17 protein-coding genes are annotated in these 16196 nt (G+C 62.1%); 1 reads left to right on the top strand and 16 read right to left on the bottom strand.

From position 1 onward, the window contains the following. From CW305_RS05205 to flhA, 8 genes are all read right to left on the bottom strand, one after another. Positions 1-1116, bottom strand: coding sequence for a protein-glutamate methylesterase/protein-glutamine glutaminase (locus CW305_RS05205; protein ID WP_014820847.1), 1116 nt, complete (start codon positions 1114-1116; stop codon positions 1-3). A gap of 58 nt (positions 1117-1174) precedes the next feature. Further along, positions 1175-3367 carry a chemotaxis protein CheA gene (locus CW305_RS05200; RefSeq protein ID WP_104097271.1) on the bottom strand — a complete coding sequence of 731 codons (2193 nt, stop codon included), beginning with the start codon at positions 3365-3367 and terminating at the stop codon, positions 1175-1177. Between the two features lie 11 nt (positions 3368-3378). Next, complete coding sequence (locus CW305_RS05195; protein WP_014820849.1) at positions 3379-4173, bottom strand: protein phosphatase CheZ; 795 nt, start codon at positions 4171-4173, stop codon at positions 3379-3381. A 23-nt stretch (positions 4174-4196) separates the two neighbouring features. Next, on the bottom strand, positions 4197-4571 hold the full coding sequence (locus tag CW305_RS05190) for a chemotaxis response regulator CheY (protein ID WP_011913679.1): 375 nt from the start codon (positions 4569-4571) through the stop codon (positions 4197-4199). A gap of 74 nt (positions 4572-4645) precedes the next feature. Next, the gene (gene fliA, locus CW305_RS05185; RefSeq protein WP_014820850.1) at positions 4646-5371 is read right to left on the bottom strand and encodes an RNA polymerase sigma factor FliA; all 726 of its coding nucleotides are present in this window, start codon (positions 5369-5371) and stop codon (positions 4646-4648) included. 17 nt (positions 5372-5388) lie between these two features. After that, positions 5389-6216 (bottom strand): flagellar synthesis regulator FleN, encoded by an 828-nt coding sequence (gene fleN / locus CW305_RS05180; protein ID WP_014820851.1) that lies wholly within the window; start codon positions 6214-6216, stop codon positions 5389-5391. Between the two features lie 91 nt (positions 6217-6307). Next, positions 6308-7600: a flagellar biosynthesis GTPase FlhF gene (flhF, locus tag CW305_RS05175; protein ID WP_042926986.1), complete on the bottom strand. Its 1293-nt coding sequence runs from the start codon at positions 7598-7600 to the stop codon at positions 6308-6310. A 15-nt stretch (positions 7601-7615) separates the two neighbouring features. Beyond that, positions 7616-9736: a flagellar biosynthesis protein FlhA gene (gene flhA, locus CW305_RS05170; protein WP_104097270.1), complete on the bottom strand. Its 2121-nt coding sequence runs from the start codon at positions 9734-9736 to the stop codon at positions 7616-7618. Between the two features lie 221 nt (positions 9737-9957). On the opposite strand from flhA, the gene sodC reads away from it, so the two are divergent. Continuing rightward, positions 9958-10479: a superoxide dismutase family protein gene (gene sodC / locus CW305_RS05165; protein WP_014820854.1), complete on the top strand. Its 522-nt coding sequence runs from the start codon at positions 9958-9960 to the stop codon at positions 10477-10479. Between the two features lie 43 nt (positions 10480-10522). On the opposite strand, the gene flhB is transcribed toward sodC, so the two are convergent. Genes flhB through fliL form a run of 8 tightly spaced genes read right to left on the bottom strand, consistent with a single transcriptional unit; the run spans position 10523 to position 15978 of the window. Then, the gene (gene flhB, locus CW305_RS05160; protein ID WP_104097269.1) at positions 10523-11659 is read right to left on the bottom strand and encodes a flagellar biosynthesis protein FlhB; all 1137 of its coding nucleotides are present in this window, start codon (positions 11657-11659) and stop codon (positions 10523-10525) included. Between the two features lie 27 nt (positions 11660-11686). Then, positions 11687-12463, bottom strand: a complete 777-nt coding sequence (gene fliR, locus CW305_RS05155; protein WP_104097268.1) for a flagellar biosynthetic protein FliR — start codon at positions 12461-12463, stop codon at positions 11687-11689. Between the two features lie 4 nt (positions 12464-12467). Further along, complete coding sequence (fliQ, locus tag CW305_RS05150; RefSeq protein ID WP_003296594.1) at positions 12468-12737, bottom strand: flagellar biosynthesis protein FliQ; 270 nt, start codon at positions 12735-12737, stop codon at positions 12468-12470. A gap of 11 nt (positions 12738-12748) precedes the next feature. Further along, entirely contained in the window at positions 12749-13525 is a 777-nt protein-coding gene (gene fliP, locus CW305_RS05145; RefSeq protein WP_041014454.1) for a flagellar type III secretion system pore protein FliP, read from the bottom strand. Continuing rightward, complete coding sequence (gene fliO, locus CW305_RS05140) at positions 13525-13944, bottom strand: flagellar biosynthetic protein FliO (protein WP_014820858.1); 420 nt, start codon at positions 13942-13944, stop codon at positions 13525-13527. Before fliO ends, fliP begins: the two co-directional genes overlap by 1 nt. Before the next feature lies 1 nt (position 13945). Then, on the bottom strand, positions 13946-14419 hold the full coding sequence (fliN, locus tag CW305_RS05135; protein WP_104097267.1) for a flagellar motor switch protein FliN: 474 nt from the start codon (positions 14417-14419) through the stop codon (positions 13946-13948). Positions 14420-14459: 40 nt separating this feature from the next. Continuing rightward, entirely contained in the window at positions 14460-15431 is a 972-nt protein-coding gene (gene fliM / locus CW305_RS05130; RefSeq protein WP_014820859.1) for a flagellar motor switch protein FliM, read from the bottom strand. A 13-nt stretch (positions 15432-15444) separates the two neighbouring features. Continuing rightward, complete coding sequence (fliL, locus tag CW305_RS05125; RefSeq protein WP_031298308.1) at positions 15445-15978, bottom strand: flagellar basal body-associated protein FliL; 534 nt, start codon at positions 15976-15978, stop codon at positions 15445-15447. Positions 15979-16196 lie beyond the last annotated feature (218 nt).

Genomic DNA, 16196 nt, shown 5'->3' with positions numbered 1-16196 from the left:
TCAGATGCACGCCTCGGCCAGATTGCGACCGATATCGTCGAGCCCGTAGACCGCATCACTCAGGTTAGCTTTGACCACCGCCATCGGCATGCCATAGATCACGCAGCTGGCTTCATCCTGCGCCCACACCTGGCTGCCGCTCTGCTTGAGCAACCGTGCGCCTTCGCGACCATCGGCACCCATGCCGGTCAGCACTACCGCCAGCACTTTGTCGTGAAACGACTTGGCGGCCGAACCGAAGGTAACGTCGACGCAAGGCTTGTAGTTGAGGCGATCATCGCCCGGCAGAATGCGTACCGCACCGCGGCCATCGATCATCATCTGCTTGCCACCCGGTGCCAGCAGAGCAAGCCCCGGACGCAGCACGTCGCCGTCCTCGGCTTCCTTGACACGAATGCGGCAAAGCTTGTCCAGACGATCGGCGAAGGCTTTGGTGAACGCGGCCGGCATGTGCTGGATGAGTACGATCGGCGCGGGGAAATTCGCCGGGAGCTGAGTGAGCACACGCTGCAGCGCCACCGGACCGCCCGTAGACGTACCGATGGCCACCAGCTTGTACGCCTTGCGCTTGGGCGCCGGCGAACGAGCTGCCGGCGCCGCAGGCGCTGGCGTTGTAGCGCCGGTCCGGGCGGCTGCAGTAGCCAATGTCGAGGCAGTGCCGCGCGCGGACACCGGCGGCGTACTTACGCTCGAGGTACAGAACGTGCTGTAGCGCCGGTTGCTGCGCGAAACGGTATGTACCTTCTCGCACAGCAGCTGCTTGACCTTATCCGGGTTACGCGAAATGTCTTCGAAGTTCTTCGGCAGATAGTCGACGGCGCCGGCATCCAGTGCATCGAGGGTGACCCGAGCGCCTTCGTGCGTCAGCGAGGAAAACATCAACACCGGTGTGGGGCAGCGCTGCATGATCTGCCGCACCGCCGTGATGCCGTCCATCATCGGCATCTCGTAGTCCATGGTGATGACATCCGGCTTCAACGCCAGCACCTGGTCGATCGCCTCGCGTCCGTTGGTGGCGGTGCCGACGACCTGGATATTCGAATCAGAGGAAAGGATTTCCGAGACGCGCCGACGAAAGAAGCCGGAATCGTCGACGACCAGGACCTTGACTGCCATACATCACTCCTAGCGGCAGCGCTCCCATCCCATCCGAGGTAAGCGCTGCCTGACTGAATCAAATCCTGCGTGCGTAGCGCTTGAGCATGCTGGGAACATCGAGAATCAGCGCGATGCGGCCATCGCCGGTGATCGTCGCACCGGACATGCCAGGCGTACCCTGCAGCATCTTGCCAAGCGGCTTGATGACCACTTCTTCCTGTCCCACGAGCTGATCGACGACGAAGCCGATGCTCTGATTGCCGACGCTGAGAATTACTACATGGCCTTCACGCTGCTCTTCCTGAGCCGCATCGTTGACCAGCCAGCGCTTGAGGTAGAACAGCGGCAGCGCCTTGTCGCGGACGATCACCACTTCCTGGCCATCGACGACGTTGGTCCGCGACAGGTCGAGGTGGAAGATCTCGTTGACGTTGACCAGCGGGAAGGCGAAGGCCTGGTTGCCGAGCATGACCATCAGGGTCGGCATGATCGCCAGGGTCAGCGGCACCTTGATCACCACCCGCGAGCCCTGGCCCTTGGTGGAGAACACGTTCACTGTGCCATTGAGCTGGGAAATCTTGGTCTTGACCACGTCCATGCCGACACCGCGGCCGGACACGTCGGAAATCTCGGTCTTGGTCGAGAAGCCCGGCGCGAAGATCAGGTTATAGCACTCCAGGTCGCTCAGGCGATCGGCGGCATCCTTCTCCAGCATGCCTTTCTCGACGGCCTTGGCGCGCAGGACGTTGGCATCCATACCCTTGCCGTCATCACTGATGATCAACAGGATATGGTCGCCTTCCTGCTCGGCGGAAAGCACTACCCGTCCGGTACGTGGCTTGCCGGCGGCTTCGCGCTCCTCGGGCATCTCGATACCGTGGTCGACCGCGTTGCGCACCAGGTGCACCAGCGGATCGGCCAGGGCTTCGACCAGGTTCTTGTCGAGATCGGTTTCTTCACCAACGAGCTCAAGGTTGATCTCTTTCTTCAGGCTGCGAGCCAGGTCGCGGACCAGGCGCGGGAAGCGACCGAAGACCTTCTTGATCGGCTGCATACGGGTCTTCATCACCGCACTCTGCAGATCGGCCGTCACCACGTCGAGGTTGGAGACGGCCTTGGCCATCGCCTCGTCGCCGCTGTTGGAGCCCAGGCGTACCAGACGGTTACGCACCAGCACCAGCTCGCCGACCATGTTCATGATCTCGTCCAGGCGTGCGGTATCGACGCGCACGGTGGTCTCGGCCTCGGCCGGAGGCTTTTCCGCCGGAGCAGCAGCGGCCGGCTTGCTCACCGCAGCTGCCGGAGCGGCCTTGGCCGGAGCAGCAGCAGGGGCAGGCTTGGGCGCCGGTTTGATCGGCACAGCCGCAGCAGGTTCAGCCGGGGTCTCGACGACCGCAGGCTCGAACTTGCCCTTGCCATGCAGTTGATCGAGCAGTGCTTCGAACTCGTCGTCGGTGATCTCTTCAGCTGCACCAGCTGTACCACCGCCCTTTGCCGGTTCGGCGCTTGCCGGCGCAGCGGGTTCAGCCGGGGCCGCTTCGAACTTGCCCTTGCCATGCAGCTGGTCCAGCAAGGCTTCAAATTCGTCATCGGTGATTTCGTCACTGGTCGGCGCAGCAACGAACTCGCTCTCGGCAGGCATCGAGGCACCCGCAGCGGCAGAGAATTGTCCCTTGCCATGCAGCTGGTCGAGCAGCGACTCGAATTCGTCGTCGGTAATCTCGTCGGTGGCAGGGCCAGTCGCTACTTCGGCCGCAGCCGGCTCGCTGGCGGACGGCTGAATGGCATCGAGCATCAGTTCGAATTCGCTATCGGCGCCCTCGGATCGGGATTCGGCCACGACCTGCGGTTCGACTGCCGGCGCTGGCTCATCAGCCGAGGCTGGCTCCGCCAGACGTGCCAGCGCCGCAAGCAACTCACGCGAGGCTGGCGTCGGCTCGACGCGCTCGCGGACCTGACTGAACATCGCGTTCACGGCGTCGAGCGCCTGCAGAACGACATCCATCAGTTCGGAATCGACTCGACGCTCACCCTTGCGCAGGATGTCGAAGACGTTTTCGGCGATATGGCAGCACTCCACCAGCTCATGCAGCTGGAGGAACCCGGCACCGCCCTTGACCGTATGGAACCCGCGAAAAATCGCATTGAGCAACGCCATGTCATCGGGGCTGCTTTCCAGCTCCACGAGTTGCTCGGACAATAGTTCGAGAATCTCGCCGGCCTCTACCAGGAAGTCCTGGAGGATTTCTTCATCGGCGTCGAAGCTCATATTCACTTCCCCTAAAAGCCCAGGCTTGAAAGCAGATCATCGACATCGTCCTGGCCGGAAACGACGTCTTCACGCATATCGGCATGCATCTGCGGACCTTCACCCTTGGAAGGCTCTTTTTCTTGTTTTTTCTTTTCCTGCTCGGCGCGCATCGCCTCGCGGTCATGCTGGATGCCCGCCACGCGATCGACCTGCCCCGCCATCAGGACCAGGTTAAGCAGGTTGCTTTCGAGTTCAGTGATGAGGCGGGTCACTCGCTTGATCACCTGGCCGGTCAGGTCCTGGAAGTCCTGCGCCAGCATGATTTCGCTGAGGTTCTGCGACAGCTGGCCGCCATCGTTCATGCTGCGCTGCAGGTACTGGTCGATGCGCTTGACCAGATCGCGGAACTGATCGGCATTCATCTCACGACGCATGAAACGCTGCCAGTCGGCTGTCAGGCTCTGCGCCTCATAGCTCACGTAGTTCACCAGCGGCGCTGATTCTTCGACCAGGTCCATAGTGCGGTTGGCAGCCTTCTCGGTCATCTCCACCACGTAGGACAGGCGATCGGTCGCGTCCGTGATCGGCGACGGATCGCCGCCAGTGGCGCAGGTGTCCATCTCGAGCTTGACGATGGCGTTGTGCAGCTCGCGTGTGAGCTTGCCAACTTCCAGATAAAGCCCGTGATTACGCACCTGATTCAGCTCATTGAACATCTGCGTCGCTTCATCGAAGCGGCCCTGCTGCAGACTTTCGATCAACTTGGGTGCATGCGCCTTCAGAGTTGCTTCGAACTCTGCCAGGCTTTGGTCTGCTTGCGTCATAGTGCCCTCGCGGCGTTGCTGCTTCAGCCGTTGACGCGCTCGAAGATCTTCTCGATCTTCTCCTTGAGCACCTGGGCAGTGAAAGGCTTGACCACATAGCCGTTAACCCCGGCCTGGGCGGCTTCGATGATCTGATCGCGTTTCGCTTCGGCCGTCACCATCAGCACCGGCAGGTGCTTGAGGCGCTCATCGGCACGCACGGTGCGCAGCAGATCGATTCCGCTCATGCCCGGCATGTTCCAGTCGGTCACCAGGAAGTCGAAGCTGCCGCTCTTGAGCATCGGCAGCGCGGTAGTACCGTCATCCGCTTCGGCGGTGTTGGTGAACCCCAGATCACGCAGGAGGTTCTTGATGATTCGTCTCATCGTCGAGAAGTCATCGACGATGAGGATTTTCATGTTCTTGTCCAAGTCGACCTCCGTAAGTCCCAAAATGCCTCAGCAAACCGAGCACGTCATACCGCAAACAATCGTCAATTGGCGCGCCATTCGCCGAGGCGCGCGCGCAAGCGCGCAGCGCACTGGCTATGCAACTGGCTCACACGCGACTCGCTGACCCCCAGCACCTGACCGATTTCCTTCAAATTCAATTCTTCGTCGTAATACAGCGACAGCACCAGCTTTTCACGCTCGGGCAGGTTGGCGATGGCGTCGGCCAGCGCCTGCTGAAAACGTTCATCCTCGAGATCACGGAACGGCTCCGGGTGGAGACTGGCAGCGTCTTCCTCGAGCTCGCCATGATCGCCTTCCTGCAGCAGATCGTCGAAGCTGAACAGGCGACTGCCCAGCGTATCGCCCAGAATGCCGTAATACTCGTCGAGACTTAGCTTAAGTTCGGCCGCAACCTCGTGATCTTTAGCGTCGCGCCCGGTTTTCGCTTCGATCGCCCGGATCGCCTCGCTGACCATCCGCGAATTGCGATGCACCGAGCGCGGCGCCCAGTCACCCTTGCGGACTTCGTCCAGCATGGTGCCGCGAATGCGGATACCGGCGTAGGTTTCGAAGCTGGCCCCCTTGCCGGCGTCGTATTTCTTAGCTGCTTCCAGCAGTCCGATCATTCCAGCCTGAATCAGATCGTCCACTTGCACGCTTGCAGGCAGACGCGCCAACAAGTGGTAAGCGATTCGCTTGACCAACGGGGCGTACTGATCGATCAGGCGGTACTGCGCATCCTTTGCCTGAGCCTTGCTGTAATACATAGCGGATCCGGCACCTGTCATTCGTGGCTGGGTGAAGCGGGGCTGATGAGGCGCTCTACGAAGAACTCGAGATGACCCCGCGGCGTCGCCGGCAGCGGCCAGGTATCAACCTTCTGCGCGATCGCCTTGAAGGCTAGTGCACATTTCGAGCGCGGGTACGCTTCATAGACTGCGCGCTGCTTCTGCACGGCCTTGCGCACCGCCTCGTCGTAAGGGACCGCACCGACATACTGCAGCGCCACGTCGAGAAAGCGCTCGGTAACCTTGGTCAGCTTGGCGAACAAATTGCGGCCTTCCTGCGGTGCGTGCGCCATATTGGCCAACACGCGGAAGCGACTGATGCCGTAATCGCGGTTCAGCAGCTTGATAAGTGCATAGGCGTCGGTGATGGACGTGGGCTCGTCGGTGACCACCAGCAGCACTTCCTGAGCTGCGCGCACGAAGCTCACTACGGAATCGCCGATGCCAGCCGCGGTGTCGATGATCAGCACGTCGAGCTCGTCGCCAAGCTCGCTGAACGCCTGGATCAACCCGGCGTGCTGCAGGGAAGACAGCTGCACCATGCTCTGCGTGCCGGATGCGGCCGGCACTACGCGGATGCCGCCCGGCCCCTGGATCAGTACGTCGCGCAGATCACATTCGCCGGCGATGACGTCAGCCAGGGTGCGCTTGGTGGTAAGCCCCAGCAGCACGTCGACGTTGGCCAGGCCAAGGTCGGCGTCAAGCAACACCACACGCCGGCCGAGGTCGGCCAGCGCCAGTGCCAGATTGACCGACACGTTGGTCTTGCCGACGCCACCCTTGCCGCCAGTCACCGCAATCACCTGTACGGGATGCATACCCATGTTCACATGCCTATATCTTGCTGGGGCCTTGCGGCCGGCGATGCGTCCGCATGGCACGCATCTGATTCATTCGAGTACCGCTGTCGCAGCATCATCCAGCCCGCCGTGACGAGCCGTTGTACAACCCGGCGAACATGTCGGCCATGGTTTCTTCGCTCGGCTCCTCGCCGGACTGCAGGCTAACCGCCCGACTGACCAGCTGATGGCTGCGCGGCAGATGCAGGTCGTCAGGAATCCGGGGACCATCGGCCAGGTAGGCTATCGGCAAATGCTGGCTGATCGTGAGACCGAGCACATCGCCAAGGCTGCCCGCCTCGTCGAGCTTTGTCAGGATACAACCGGCCAGCCCACAACGACGATAGTTGTGCCATGCAGCCTTGAGCACCTGGCTCTGGCTGGTTGCCGCCAGCACCAGGTAATTCTTCGATTTGACGCCCTTGTCCGACAGCGCTTCGAGCTGCATGCGCAGCGTCGGATCGCTTGCCGGCAAGCCGGCGGTGTCGATCAGGATGATCCGCTTACGCGCCAGCGAGGCCAGCGATTTGCTCAGCGGCTGGCTAGGATCGATCTGCACCACCGGCACATCGAGGATCCGGCCCAGTGTCTTGAGTTGCTCCTGCGCACCGATCCGATAATTGTCCATGCTGGCCAGCGCAATGCTCTGCGCGCCGTGTTTCAGCACGTAGCGAGCAGCCAGCTTGGCCAGCGTCGTGGTCTTGCCGACGCCTGCTGGGCCGACCAGAGCAATCACACCGCCCTCTTCCAGCGGCTCGTTCTTGGTGACCTTGATTGCCTGCGCCAGATACGCCAGCACCATGCGCCAGGCCTGACGCGGCTCGTTAATGCCGGCGACCTTTTCCAGCAGGCTACGCGACAGCTCGGCCGGCAGGCCCAGGCGCTGCAGACGGCGCCAGAGGCCTGCCTGCTGCGGGCGACGGCTCTGCTCCTGGCCCCAGGCGATCGAGCCGAGCTGCACTTCGATCAGCTCGCGCAAACCGTGCAGTTCCGAGTACATCGCTTCGATGGCTCGGGAGTCGGCCGCGGGGGAAGGCTCGGCGACCGTATCGGGCTGCACCTTGCTGGCCGCGACGGCAGGCTTCTCGTCAACCAGTTGACGATCCTGCATCTTCGCGCGCGGCGCAGCGCTCAGCTCGGCATGTGCATTGGCCAGCCGCGACTGCGTCTTGCGCAATTCGGCTTCCAGCGCCGGGTTGGGCTTGTTGGCCGCCGGCGCGGACTGCATGGGGTAATCGAGCACAGCGGTCAGCTCGACGCCACCGGCCACCCGGCGATTGCCGATGATCACGGCATCGGCGCCCAGCTCGTCACGCACCATTTTCATGGCGATGCGCATATCGGCGGCGAAGAAACGTTTGACCTGCATGGCCTGCACCCTCGGTTAATTCTGACCCACCGTCGAGACGATGGTGACCTGCTTGTTGTCCGGTATTTCCTGGTAGGCCAGAACATGAATGTTCGGTACCGCCAGACGCGCGAATCTCGACAGCATCGCCCGTACCGGGCCGGCTACCAGCAGTACCGCCGGCTTGCCGAGCATTTCTTGACGCTGTGCTGCTTCTACCAGGGACCTTTGCAACTTTTCGGCCATTCCCGGCTCCAGCAAAATGCCGTCTTCGGAGCCTTGACCAGCCTTCTGCAGGCTATTGAGCAAAATCTGTTCCAACCGAGGCTCCAGAGTGATCACAGGCAGCTCCGGCTCTAGTCCCACAACGTTTTGCACGATTGCGCGAGACAGCGCGACGCGTACCGCAGCAACCATTGCGGCGGGATCTTGACTCTTGGCGGCCGCATTGGCGATGGCCTCGGCGATGGTCCGGATGTCGCGTACCGGCACCTGCTCCTGCAGCAAGGCTTGCAGCACCTTGAGCAGCGTGGACAGCGAAACCATCCCGGGCACCAGCTCCTCGGCCAGCTTGGGCGAGCTCTTGGCCAGCAGCTGCAACAGCTGCTGGACCTCCTCATGGCCAAGCAGTTCGTGGGCATGCTTGTGCAGCACCTGATTGAGGTGGGTGGCGACCACGGTACTGGCATCCACCACGGTATAACCAAGCGACTGCGCCTGATCACGCTGGCTCGCTTCGATCCAGACCGCCTCCAGCCCGAACGCCGGGTCTCTGGCGGTAATGCCATTGAGCGGCCCGAACACCTGGCCCGGGTTGATCGCCAGCTCCCGATCCGGATAGACCTCAGCCTCGGCCAGGCTCACACCCATCAGCGTCAAGCGATAGGCGTTGGGCAGCAGATCCAGGTTGTCGCGGATGTGAACCGAGGGCATGAGAAAACCCAGGTCCTGCGAGAGCTTCTTGCGTACGCCCTTGATTCGCGCCAGCAACTGGCCACCCTGGTTGCGATCCACCAGCGGAATCAGACGGTAGCCAACTTCCAGCCCCACCATGTCCACCGGGGTTACATCGTCCCAACCCAGCTCCTTGGTTTCGGCCGCACGCTGGGCCGGGAGCAGATCCTGCTGTTTCTGTACTTCCTGCTCGGCCTTCTTCACGACCTGCTTCTGCCGATGCCAGATCCAGTAGGCACCCGCTGCAGCCGCGGCGCCAAGGCCGAGGAAGGACATATGCGGCATGCCCGGGACCAGGCCCATGGCGATCATGATCGCCGCCGACACGGCCAGGGCCTTCGGCGAAGCGAACATTTGCCGCTGAACCTGCTGCCCCATGTCCTCGGAACTGGTAACGCGGGTCACCATGATGGCCGCCGCGGTGGACAGCAGCAGCGAAGGAATCTGCGCAACCAGGCCATCACCGATGGTCAGCAGCGCATAGACCTGGCCAGCATCGCTGAAGCTCATGCCGTGCTGCGCCATGCCGATGCCAACGCCACCAATCAGGTTGATGAAGAGAATCAGCAGACCGGCGATGGCGTCACCGCGGACGAACTTCGACGCACCGTCCATGGAACCGTAGAAATCGGCTTCCGACGACACTTCGGTACGGCGCTTCTTGGCTTCTTCCTGGTCGATCAGGCCGGCGTTGAGGTCGGCGTCGATCGCCATCTGCTTGCCGGGCATGGCATCGAGGGTGAAACGCGCACTGACTTCCGAGATGCGGCCGGCACCCTTGGTCACCACGACGAAGTTGATAATCATCAGGATCGCGAACACCACGATACCGACGACGTAGTTGCCGCCGATCACCACATTGCCGAAGGCCTCGATCACATGGCCGGCAGCGGAGCCGCCTTCATGGCCGTTGATCAGCACCACCCGCGTCGACGCCACGTTCAACGCCAGACGCATCAGTGTGGCAACCAGCAGAATCGTCGGGAACACTGCGAAATCCAGCGGGCGCAACGCATAGACGCTGACCAGCAGCACGACGATCGACAACGCGATGTTGAAGGTGAACAGCAGATCCAGCAGGAACGGCGGCACCGACAGCATCATCATGCCCATCATCACGAGCAGCAGCAGCGGCACGCCGAGGTTGCCGCGCCCCGCACCCGTCAGGCCATTGCGAATATTGATGAGTTGCGTGCGATCCAACGTAGCCCCCGGGGATACAGAACGAATTCTTGACGCGACAAGCGTCCTGCCCGGGTTATAGCAAGAAGGGGTCCAACTTCTGCGGCCCGTCGCAGAGCCCGCCGCACGGTCTGTCCCTAGCCAGACCTGCGAGCCGCCGCGCCAGCGAACGCCACCGACAACTGGCAGTCACACTAGCAACCGGCGACAGCCCGTCGCCGTTTGTACAAAGGAGCTTTCAGATGAAACAGTGGATCATCGCCGCGCTGGCCGGCTGCACTGCGGTCGCCGTTCAGGCTGATACATTGAACGTCAAGGTGAACGCCGTGACGGCCCAGGGCGTCGGCGAATCGGTCGGCAGCGTCAAGATCGAAAACAGCGAATACGGGCTGGTGTTCCGCCCCGAGCTATCTGGCCTGCAGCCTGGCGCCCACGGCTTTCACGTTCACGCCAAGGGCAGTTGCGAGCCGGCCGAGATCGATGGCAAGCAGACCCCGGCTGGCGCAGCGGGCGGTCACTGGGACCCGAAGAACAGCGGCAAGCATGGCGAACCCTGGGGTGACGGCCATATGGGCGACCTGCCGGCGCTGTACGTCGACAGCGAGGGCAAAGCCAGTCAGCCAGTGCTGGCGCCGCGCCTGAAGAGCCTGGGCGATATCAAAGGCTTGGCGCTGATGGTTCACCAGGGCGGAGACAATCATTCCGACCATCCGCAACCCCTCGGCGGTGGCGGTGCGCGGGTCGCCTGCGGCGTCATAGAATAACGCTGGGTCACGCGGCGAGCCGGCAATCGCCGCGTGATGCGCCTCAGTCGTCGCGGCGCAGATTCGGCGGGATGGGCACATCATTCAAGGGGTCCGGCCGCCGCCCCTTGCCCGCGCGGTACTGGCGCAGCTGATAGACGTACGCCAGTACCTGCGCCACTGCTAGGTAAAGGCCGGCGGGAATCTCCTGGTCCAGTTCGGTCGAGTAGTACACCGCCCGAGCCAACGCAGGTGATTCCAGCACCGTCACCTTGTGCTCCTGGGCGATTTCTCGAATCTTCAGCGCGACGAAGTCGCCGCCCTTGGCCACCAGCCGGGGCGCACCGCCCTTGTCGCCGTCGTATTTCAGGGCGACGGCGAAGTGCGTCGGGTTGGTGATCACCACGTCTGCCTCAGGCACAGCCTGCATCATGCGCCGCTGCGCCGCCTCACGCTGCAGCTGGCGGATGCGTGACTTGACCTCCGGCTTGCCCTCGGAATCCTTGTACTCGTCCTTGACCTCCTGCTTGGTCATCATCAGCTTCTGCTTGTTGTCCCAGAGCTGGAACGGCACATCCACCGCCGCGATCAGGATCAAGCCGCAGGCCATCCAAAGGGCGCACCAGCCAACCACCTCGGCACTGTGCATGATGGCCAGGTCCAACGGCTGCTTGGCGATAGACAGCAGATCGTCCTGATACGCCGAAAGCACCGCCAAAGCGACGCCGAGCACCACCAGAAATTTTCCAAGCGCCTTGAGCAGCTCGACCAGCGCCTTGGTGGAGAACATCCGCTTGAGCCCCGCAGCCGGATTCATCCGGCTCATCTTCGGCGCCATCGCCTTGGCCGAGAACAACCAGCCACCCAGCGATACCGGGCCGACGATCGATGCGATCAGCAAGGCGATCAGCAGCGGCATGATCGCCTCCAGTGCAATCATACCGCTGCCCATCAGCAGTCGTACCATGGAGCCTTCGTCGAGCAGCGTTTCCCGGCTCAGCTCGAAGGTACCCTGCATCATTGCCATCAGGCTCTGCGCCAGACCTGCGCCAGACGCCAGCAGCCCGCCGATACCGCCAAGGGTCACGGCGACCGTACTGAGCTCGCGGGAACGGGCCAACTGCCCTTTTTCGCGCGATTCGCGCAGGCGTTTCTCTGTGGGTTCCTCACTTTTGTCCGCGCCGCTTTCGCTCTCAGCCATGCGCGACCTCCGACCCTGTCGCTCTCATCAGCGCGCTCCCGCCAGCTCACGCAGCATGGCCAGCGCCTCGCTGACAAAAACCTGGTACTGCGCAAAGATGTCCGCCATGCCGATCCAGACGATGATCAGGCCCAGCACCAAGGTCAACGGAAAGCCAATGGAGAAGATGTTCAATTGCGGCGCGGCCCGCGTCATCAGGCCGAACGCCAGGTTCACCACCAGCAGTGCGGTGATCGCAGGCAGCACCAGCAGCAGCCCGGCGCCCAAAACCCAACCCAGCTTGCCCGCCACCTCCCAGTAATGATTGGTCGACAGACCACCACCTACCGGCAGCGTCACGAAGCTCTCGGCAAGAATCTCCAGCACCACCAGATGACCGTTGACCGAGAGGAACAACAGGATCACCAGCATGTTGAAGAACTGACCGAGCACCGGCACCGAGATGCCGTTGGCAGGATCGACCATCGACGCGAAACCCAGGCCCATCTGCATGGCCAGCAACTGGCCGGACACGATGAATACGTGGAAGAAAAGCTGCAGGACGAACCCCAGCATCACACCGATCACCAGCTGCTCGGCGATCAACAGCAACGAGGTCAGGCTGAGCGACTCAACCACCGGCATGGGCGGCAACGTCGGCACCAGTACCAGGGCGATGGCCAGCGACAGGTAAAGCCGCACCCTCATCGGCACCAGCTGCGTACCAATCAGCGGCATGCTCATCAGCAAGGCGGCGATGCGGAACAGCGGCAGCAGAAACTGCCCTACCCAGCCGCCGATCTGCGCATTGCTCAGCTCAAGCACGCGCTTACCCGATCAGCAACGGAATGTTCTGGACAAGGTTCTGGGTGTACTCCATCAGCTCGCGCACCAGCCATGGCCCAGCCCAGATCAGCGTCAGCAGCATCACCAGCAGGCGCGGCAGGAAGCTCAGGGTTTGCTCGTTGATCTGCGTCGCGGCCTGGAACATCGCCACCACCAGGCCGACCAGCAGGCTTGGCACCACCAGCACGCCGACGATCATCGCCGTCATCCACAGCCCCTCGCGAAACAGGTCCACCGCTACTTCTGGAGTCATATGCGTGGTTCCTAAAGCGTGCCGAAGCTACCGGCCAGCGTGCCGATGATCAGGCCCCAGCCGTCCACCAGCACGAACAGCATGATCTTGAACGGCAACGAGATGATCAGCGGCGACAGCATCATCATGCCCATCGCCATGAGTACGCTGGCCACCACCATGTCGATGATCAGGAAGGGAATGAAGATCATGAAGCCGATCTGGAACGCCGTCTTCAGCTCGGAGGTGACGAACGCTGGCACCAGGATGGTCATCGGTGCAGCTTCCGGCGATGCGATATCGGTGCGTCGTGACAGCCTGACAAAAAGCTCAAGATCGCTCTCACGGGTCTGCGCCAGCATGAAGCCCTTGAGCGGTACTTCGGCGCGGGCAATCGCTTCCTGCGCCGGGATCTGCTCGCTGAGGTAAGGCTGCAGCGCTTCCTGGTTAATCCGCTCGAACACCGGCGCCATGATGAATAGCGTGAGGAACAGGGTCAGGCCGATGAGGATCTGGTTCGACGGTGTCTGCTGCAGGCCAAGCGCCTGACGCAGGATGGAAAACACGATGATGATGCGGGTGAAGCTGGTCATTAGCATGACGAACGCCGGAATGAAGCTCAGCGCCGTCATGATCAGCAGAATCTGCAGGCTGACCGAGTATTCCTGCTGCCCTTCCGCGTCGGTGGTCAGAGTGATCGCCGGAATCGAGAGCGGGTTGTTTCCCTGGGCCAGGATGCCGGAAGGCTCCTGCGCCATGGCGAGCGGGCCGAGCAACATCAGCGCGACCACCAGCAGAATGCGCAACATCAAGGCTTATCCTTGTGGTCCTTGCCGAGCAGCTCCATCAGACGCTGGGCGAATTCAGGGTTGGCCGGCTCGGCGTCCGGCAGGTGCACCGGCTCCTGCATCACGTGCAGTGGCGTGATGCGGCCGCCACTGAGGCCGATCAGGATCTGCTCGCCGCCGACCTGGACCAGCACCAGCCGCTCGCGCGGCCCCAGCGCCTGGGTGGAGATCAGCTTGATCACCTGGGTGCCGCGCGGGTTCAACTGCTGAACCCGACGCAGCAGCCATGCGAGCAGGAAGATCAGTCCGATCACCAGCAACAGGCCGAGCATCAGCTTGCTCAGCTGCGCGCCCATGCCGGCGCTGCTCATGCTGGCTGCCGGCTCCGCGGCGAAGGCTGGCAGCGCGACGAACGCCGTCAGGAATGCGAGCGCGCGCATGTCAGCGCAGCTTCTTGATACGTTCGGTCGGGCTGATCACATCGGTCAGCCGGATGCCAAACTTCTCGTTGACCACCACTACCTCGCCATGGGCAATGAGGGTGCCGTTGACCAACACGTCCAGCGGTTCGCCGGCCAGACGATCAAGCTCCACCACCGAGCCCTGGTTGAGCTGCAGCAGGTTGCGGATGCTGATTTCGGTACTGCCGACCTCCATCGAGATGGAAACCGGGATGTCGAGGATCACGTCCAGGTTGGGACCGTCCAGTCCCAGCTGCACGCCATTGGACTTGGGTGCGCTGGCGAAGTCCTCCAGCGGGACCCGCGGGGCGGCTGGCGCAGCCGCTTCCGGCCCCTGATTCAGCAGCGCATCGATGTCGTCCTGGCTGGCGTCGCCAGCTTCGGCCAACGCCGCAGCCCATTCATCGGCCAGCGCCTGTTCCTCGGGGGAGGTGTTGTCGTGTTCGTCTGCCATCGCTAATCCTCGATCGGCTCGAATTGAGTAAAGGGCTGGCTCAGCGTGGGCGGACCACGGGCTCCAGCACCTGCAATGCCAGGTTGCCTTTGTGGGCACCCAGCTTGACCTTGAAGGACGGCATGCCATTGGCACGCATGATCATGTCTTCTGGCATTTCCACCGGGATCACGTCGCCCGGCTGCATGTTCAGAATGTCGCGCAATTTCAGTTGCCGCCTGACGACAGTCGCGCCGAGCGGAACGTTGACGTCGAGAATGTCTTCGCGCAGCGCCTTGACCCAACGCTCATCCTGGTCACTGACGTCCGACTGGAAGCCGGCATCCAGCATTTCGCGGATCGGCTCGATCATCGAATAAGGCATGGTCACGTGCAGGTCGCCGCCGCCGCTGTCCAGTTCGATGTGGAAGGTGGAAACCACCACCACTTCGCTGGGGCTGACGATGTTGGCCAGGGCTGGATTCACTTCCGAGTTGACGTACTCGAAGTTGACGTCCAGCACGGCGTGCCAGGCTTCCTTGAGATCGGTGAAGGCCTGATCGAGCACCATGCGTACGACTCGCAACTCGGTCGGGGTGAACTCGCGCCCCTCGATCTTGGCGTGGCGACCGTCGCCGCCGAAGAAGTTGTCCACCAGCTTGAACACCAGCTTGGCGTCGAGAATGAACAGCGCGGTGCCACGCAGCGGCTTCATCTTCACCAGATTGAGGCTGGTGGGTACGTACAGCGAATGCACGTACTCGCCGAACTTCATCACCTGCACGCCACCCACCGATACATCGGCCGAGCGGCGCAGCAGGTTGAACATGCTGATGCGGGTGTAACGGGCGAAACGCTCGTTGATCATTTCCAGGGTGGGCATGCGCCCGCGAACGATGCGGTCCTGACTGGTCAGGTCATAGCTCTTGATGGATCCCGGCTCGGAATCGCTTTCGGTATCCACCAGACCGTCGTCGACCCCGTGCAGGAGCGCATCGATCTCGTCTTGCGAGAGCAGGTCTTGAACAGCCATCTGCGGCAGCCTTCTATTGCAATACGAAGTTGGTGAAAAGCACTTGCTCGACGGCAAGCTTGCCAATTTCCTTCTGCGCCAGTTCCTGCACGCTGGCAGTCGCCTGCTGACGCAGCATTTCCTTGCCCACGGGCGTTTTCAACGCCTCGAAGTCCTGACTGGAGAACAGCATGACCAGTCGGTTGCGCAACAACGGCATATGCACTTTCAGTGCATCCAGCGCAGCCTGATCACGCGACATCAACGCAATGCTGACCTGCATGTAACGCTGGCGCCCCTTGTTGCTGAAATTGACCACGAAGGCCGGCATCAGGACTTCATAGATCGCCGGCTGCTTGCCGGAGGCAGTGGTCGCGGCCTCTTCGGCCTTGTCGTCACCAAGGTCGCCGCCCTTGTTCATGAAGTAAAGCGTACCGCCGATGGAAAGCCCTACGGCCACCAACATGGCGACCACGATCACCAGGATGAGTTTCAGCTTTCCCTTGCCTGCCGGTTCCGCTTCCGGTCCGGTTGGCGGCACTGTTGGTGGAGCCTGTTTCTTAGCCATGCCAAATATCCGTCATCAACAGCGTTCGATTCTGATTTCAGGAGTTAGGAGCAACAGCTGTGCCAACGTCAATGCACGCCGGTACGGCGCAGCCTCGGGCTCCAGGCAGTGCGCTCACAAGGTATCAGGAAAAGGATGGAGATAACGCCTGGATAGGCGACGCGAAGCGATTGCAGCGACGGGCGGCGGAAAACCGGCGCGCACCTGAACCGCGGCGC

Source organism: Stutzerimonas kunmingensis (assembly GCF_002929225.1).
In the GTDB taxonomy this organism is placed as follows: Bacteria; Pseudomonadota; Gammaproteobacteria; order Pseudomonadales; family Pseudomonadaceae; genus Stutzerimonas.
This window is presented reverse-complemented; position numbering and strand designations above follow the sequence as displayed.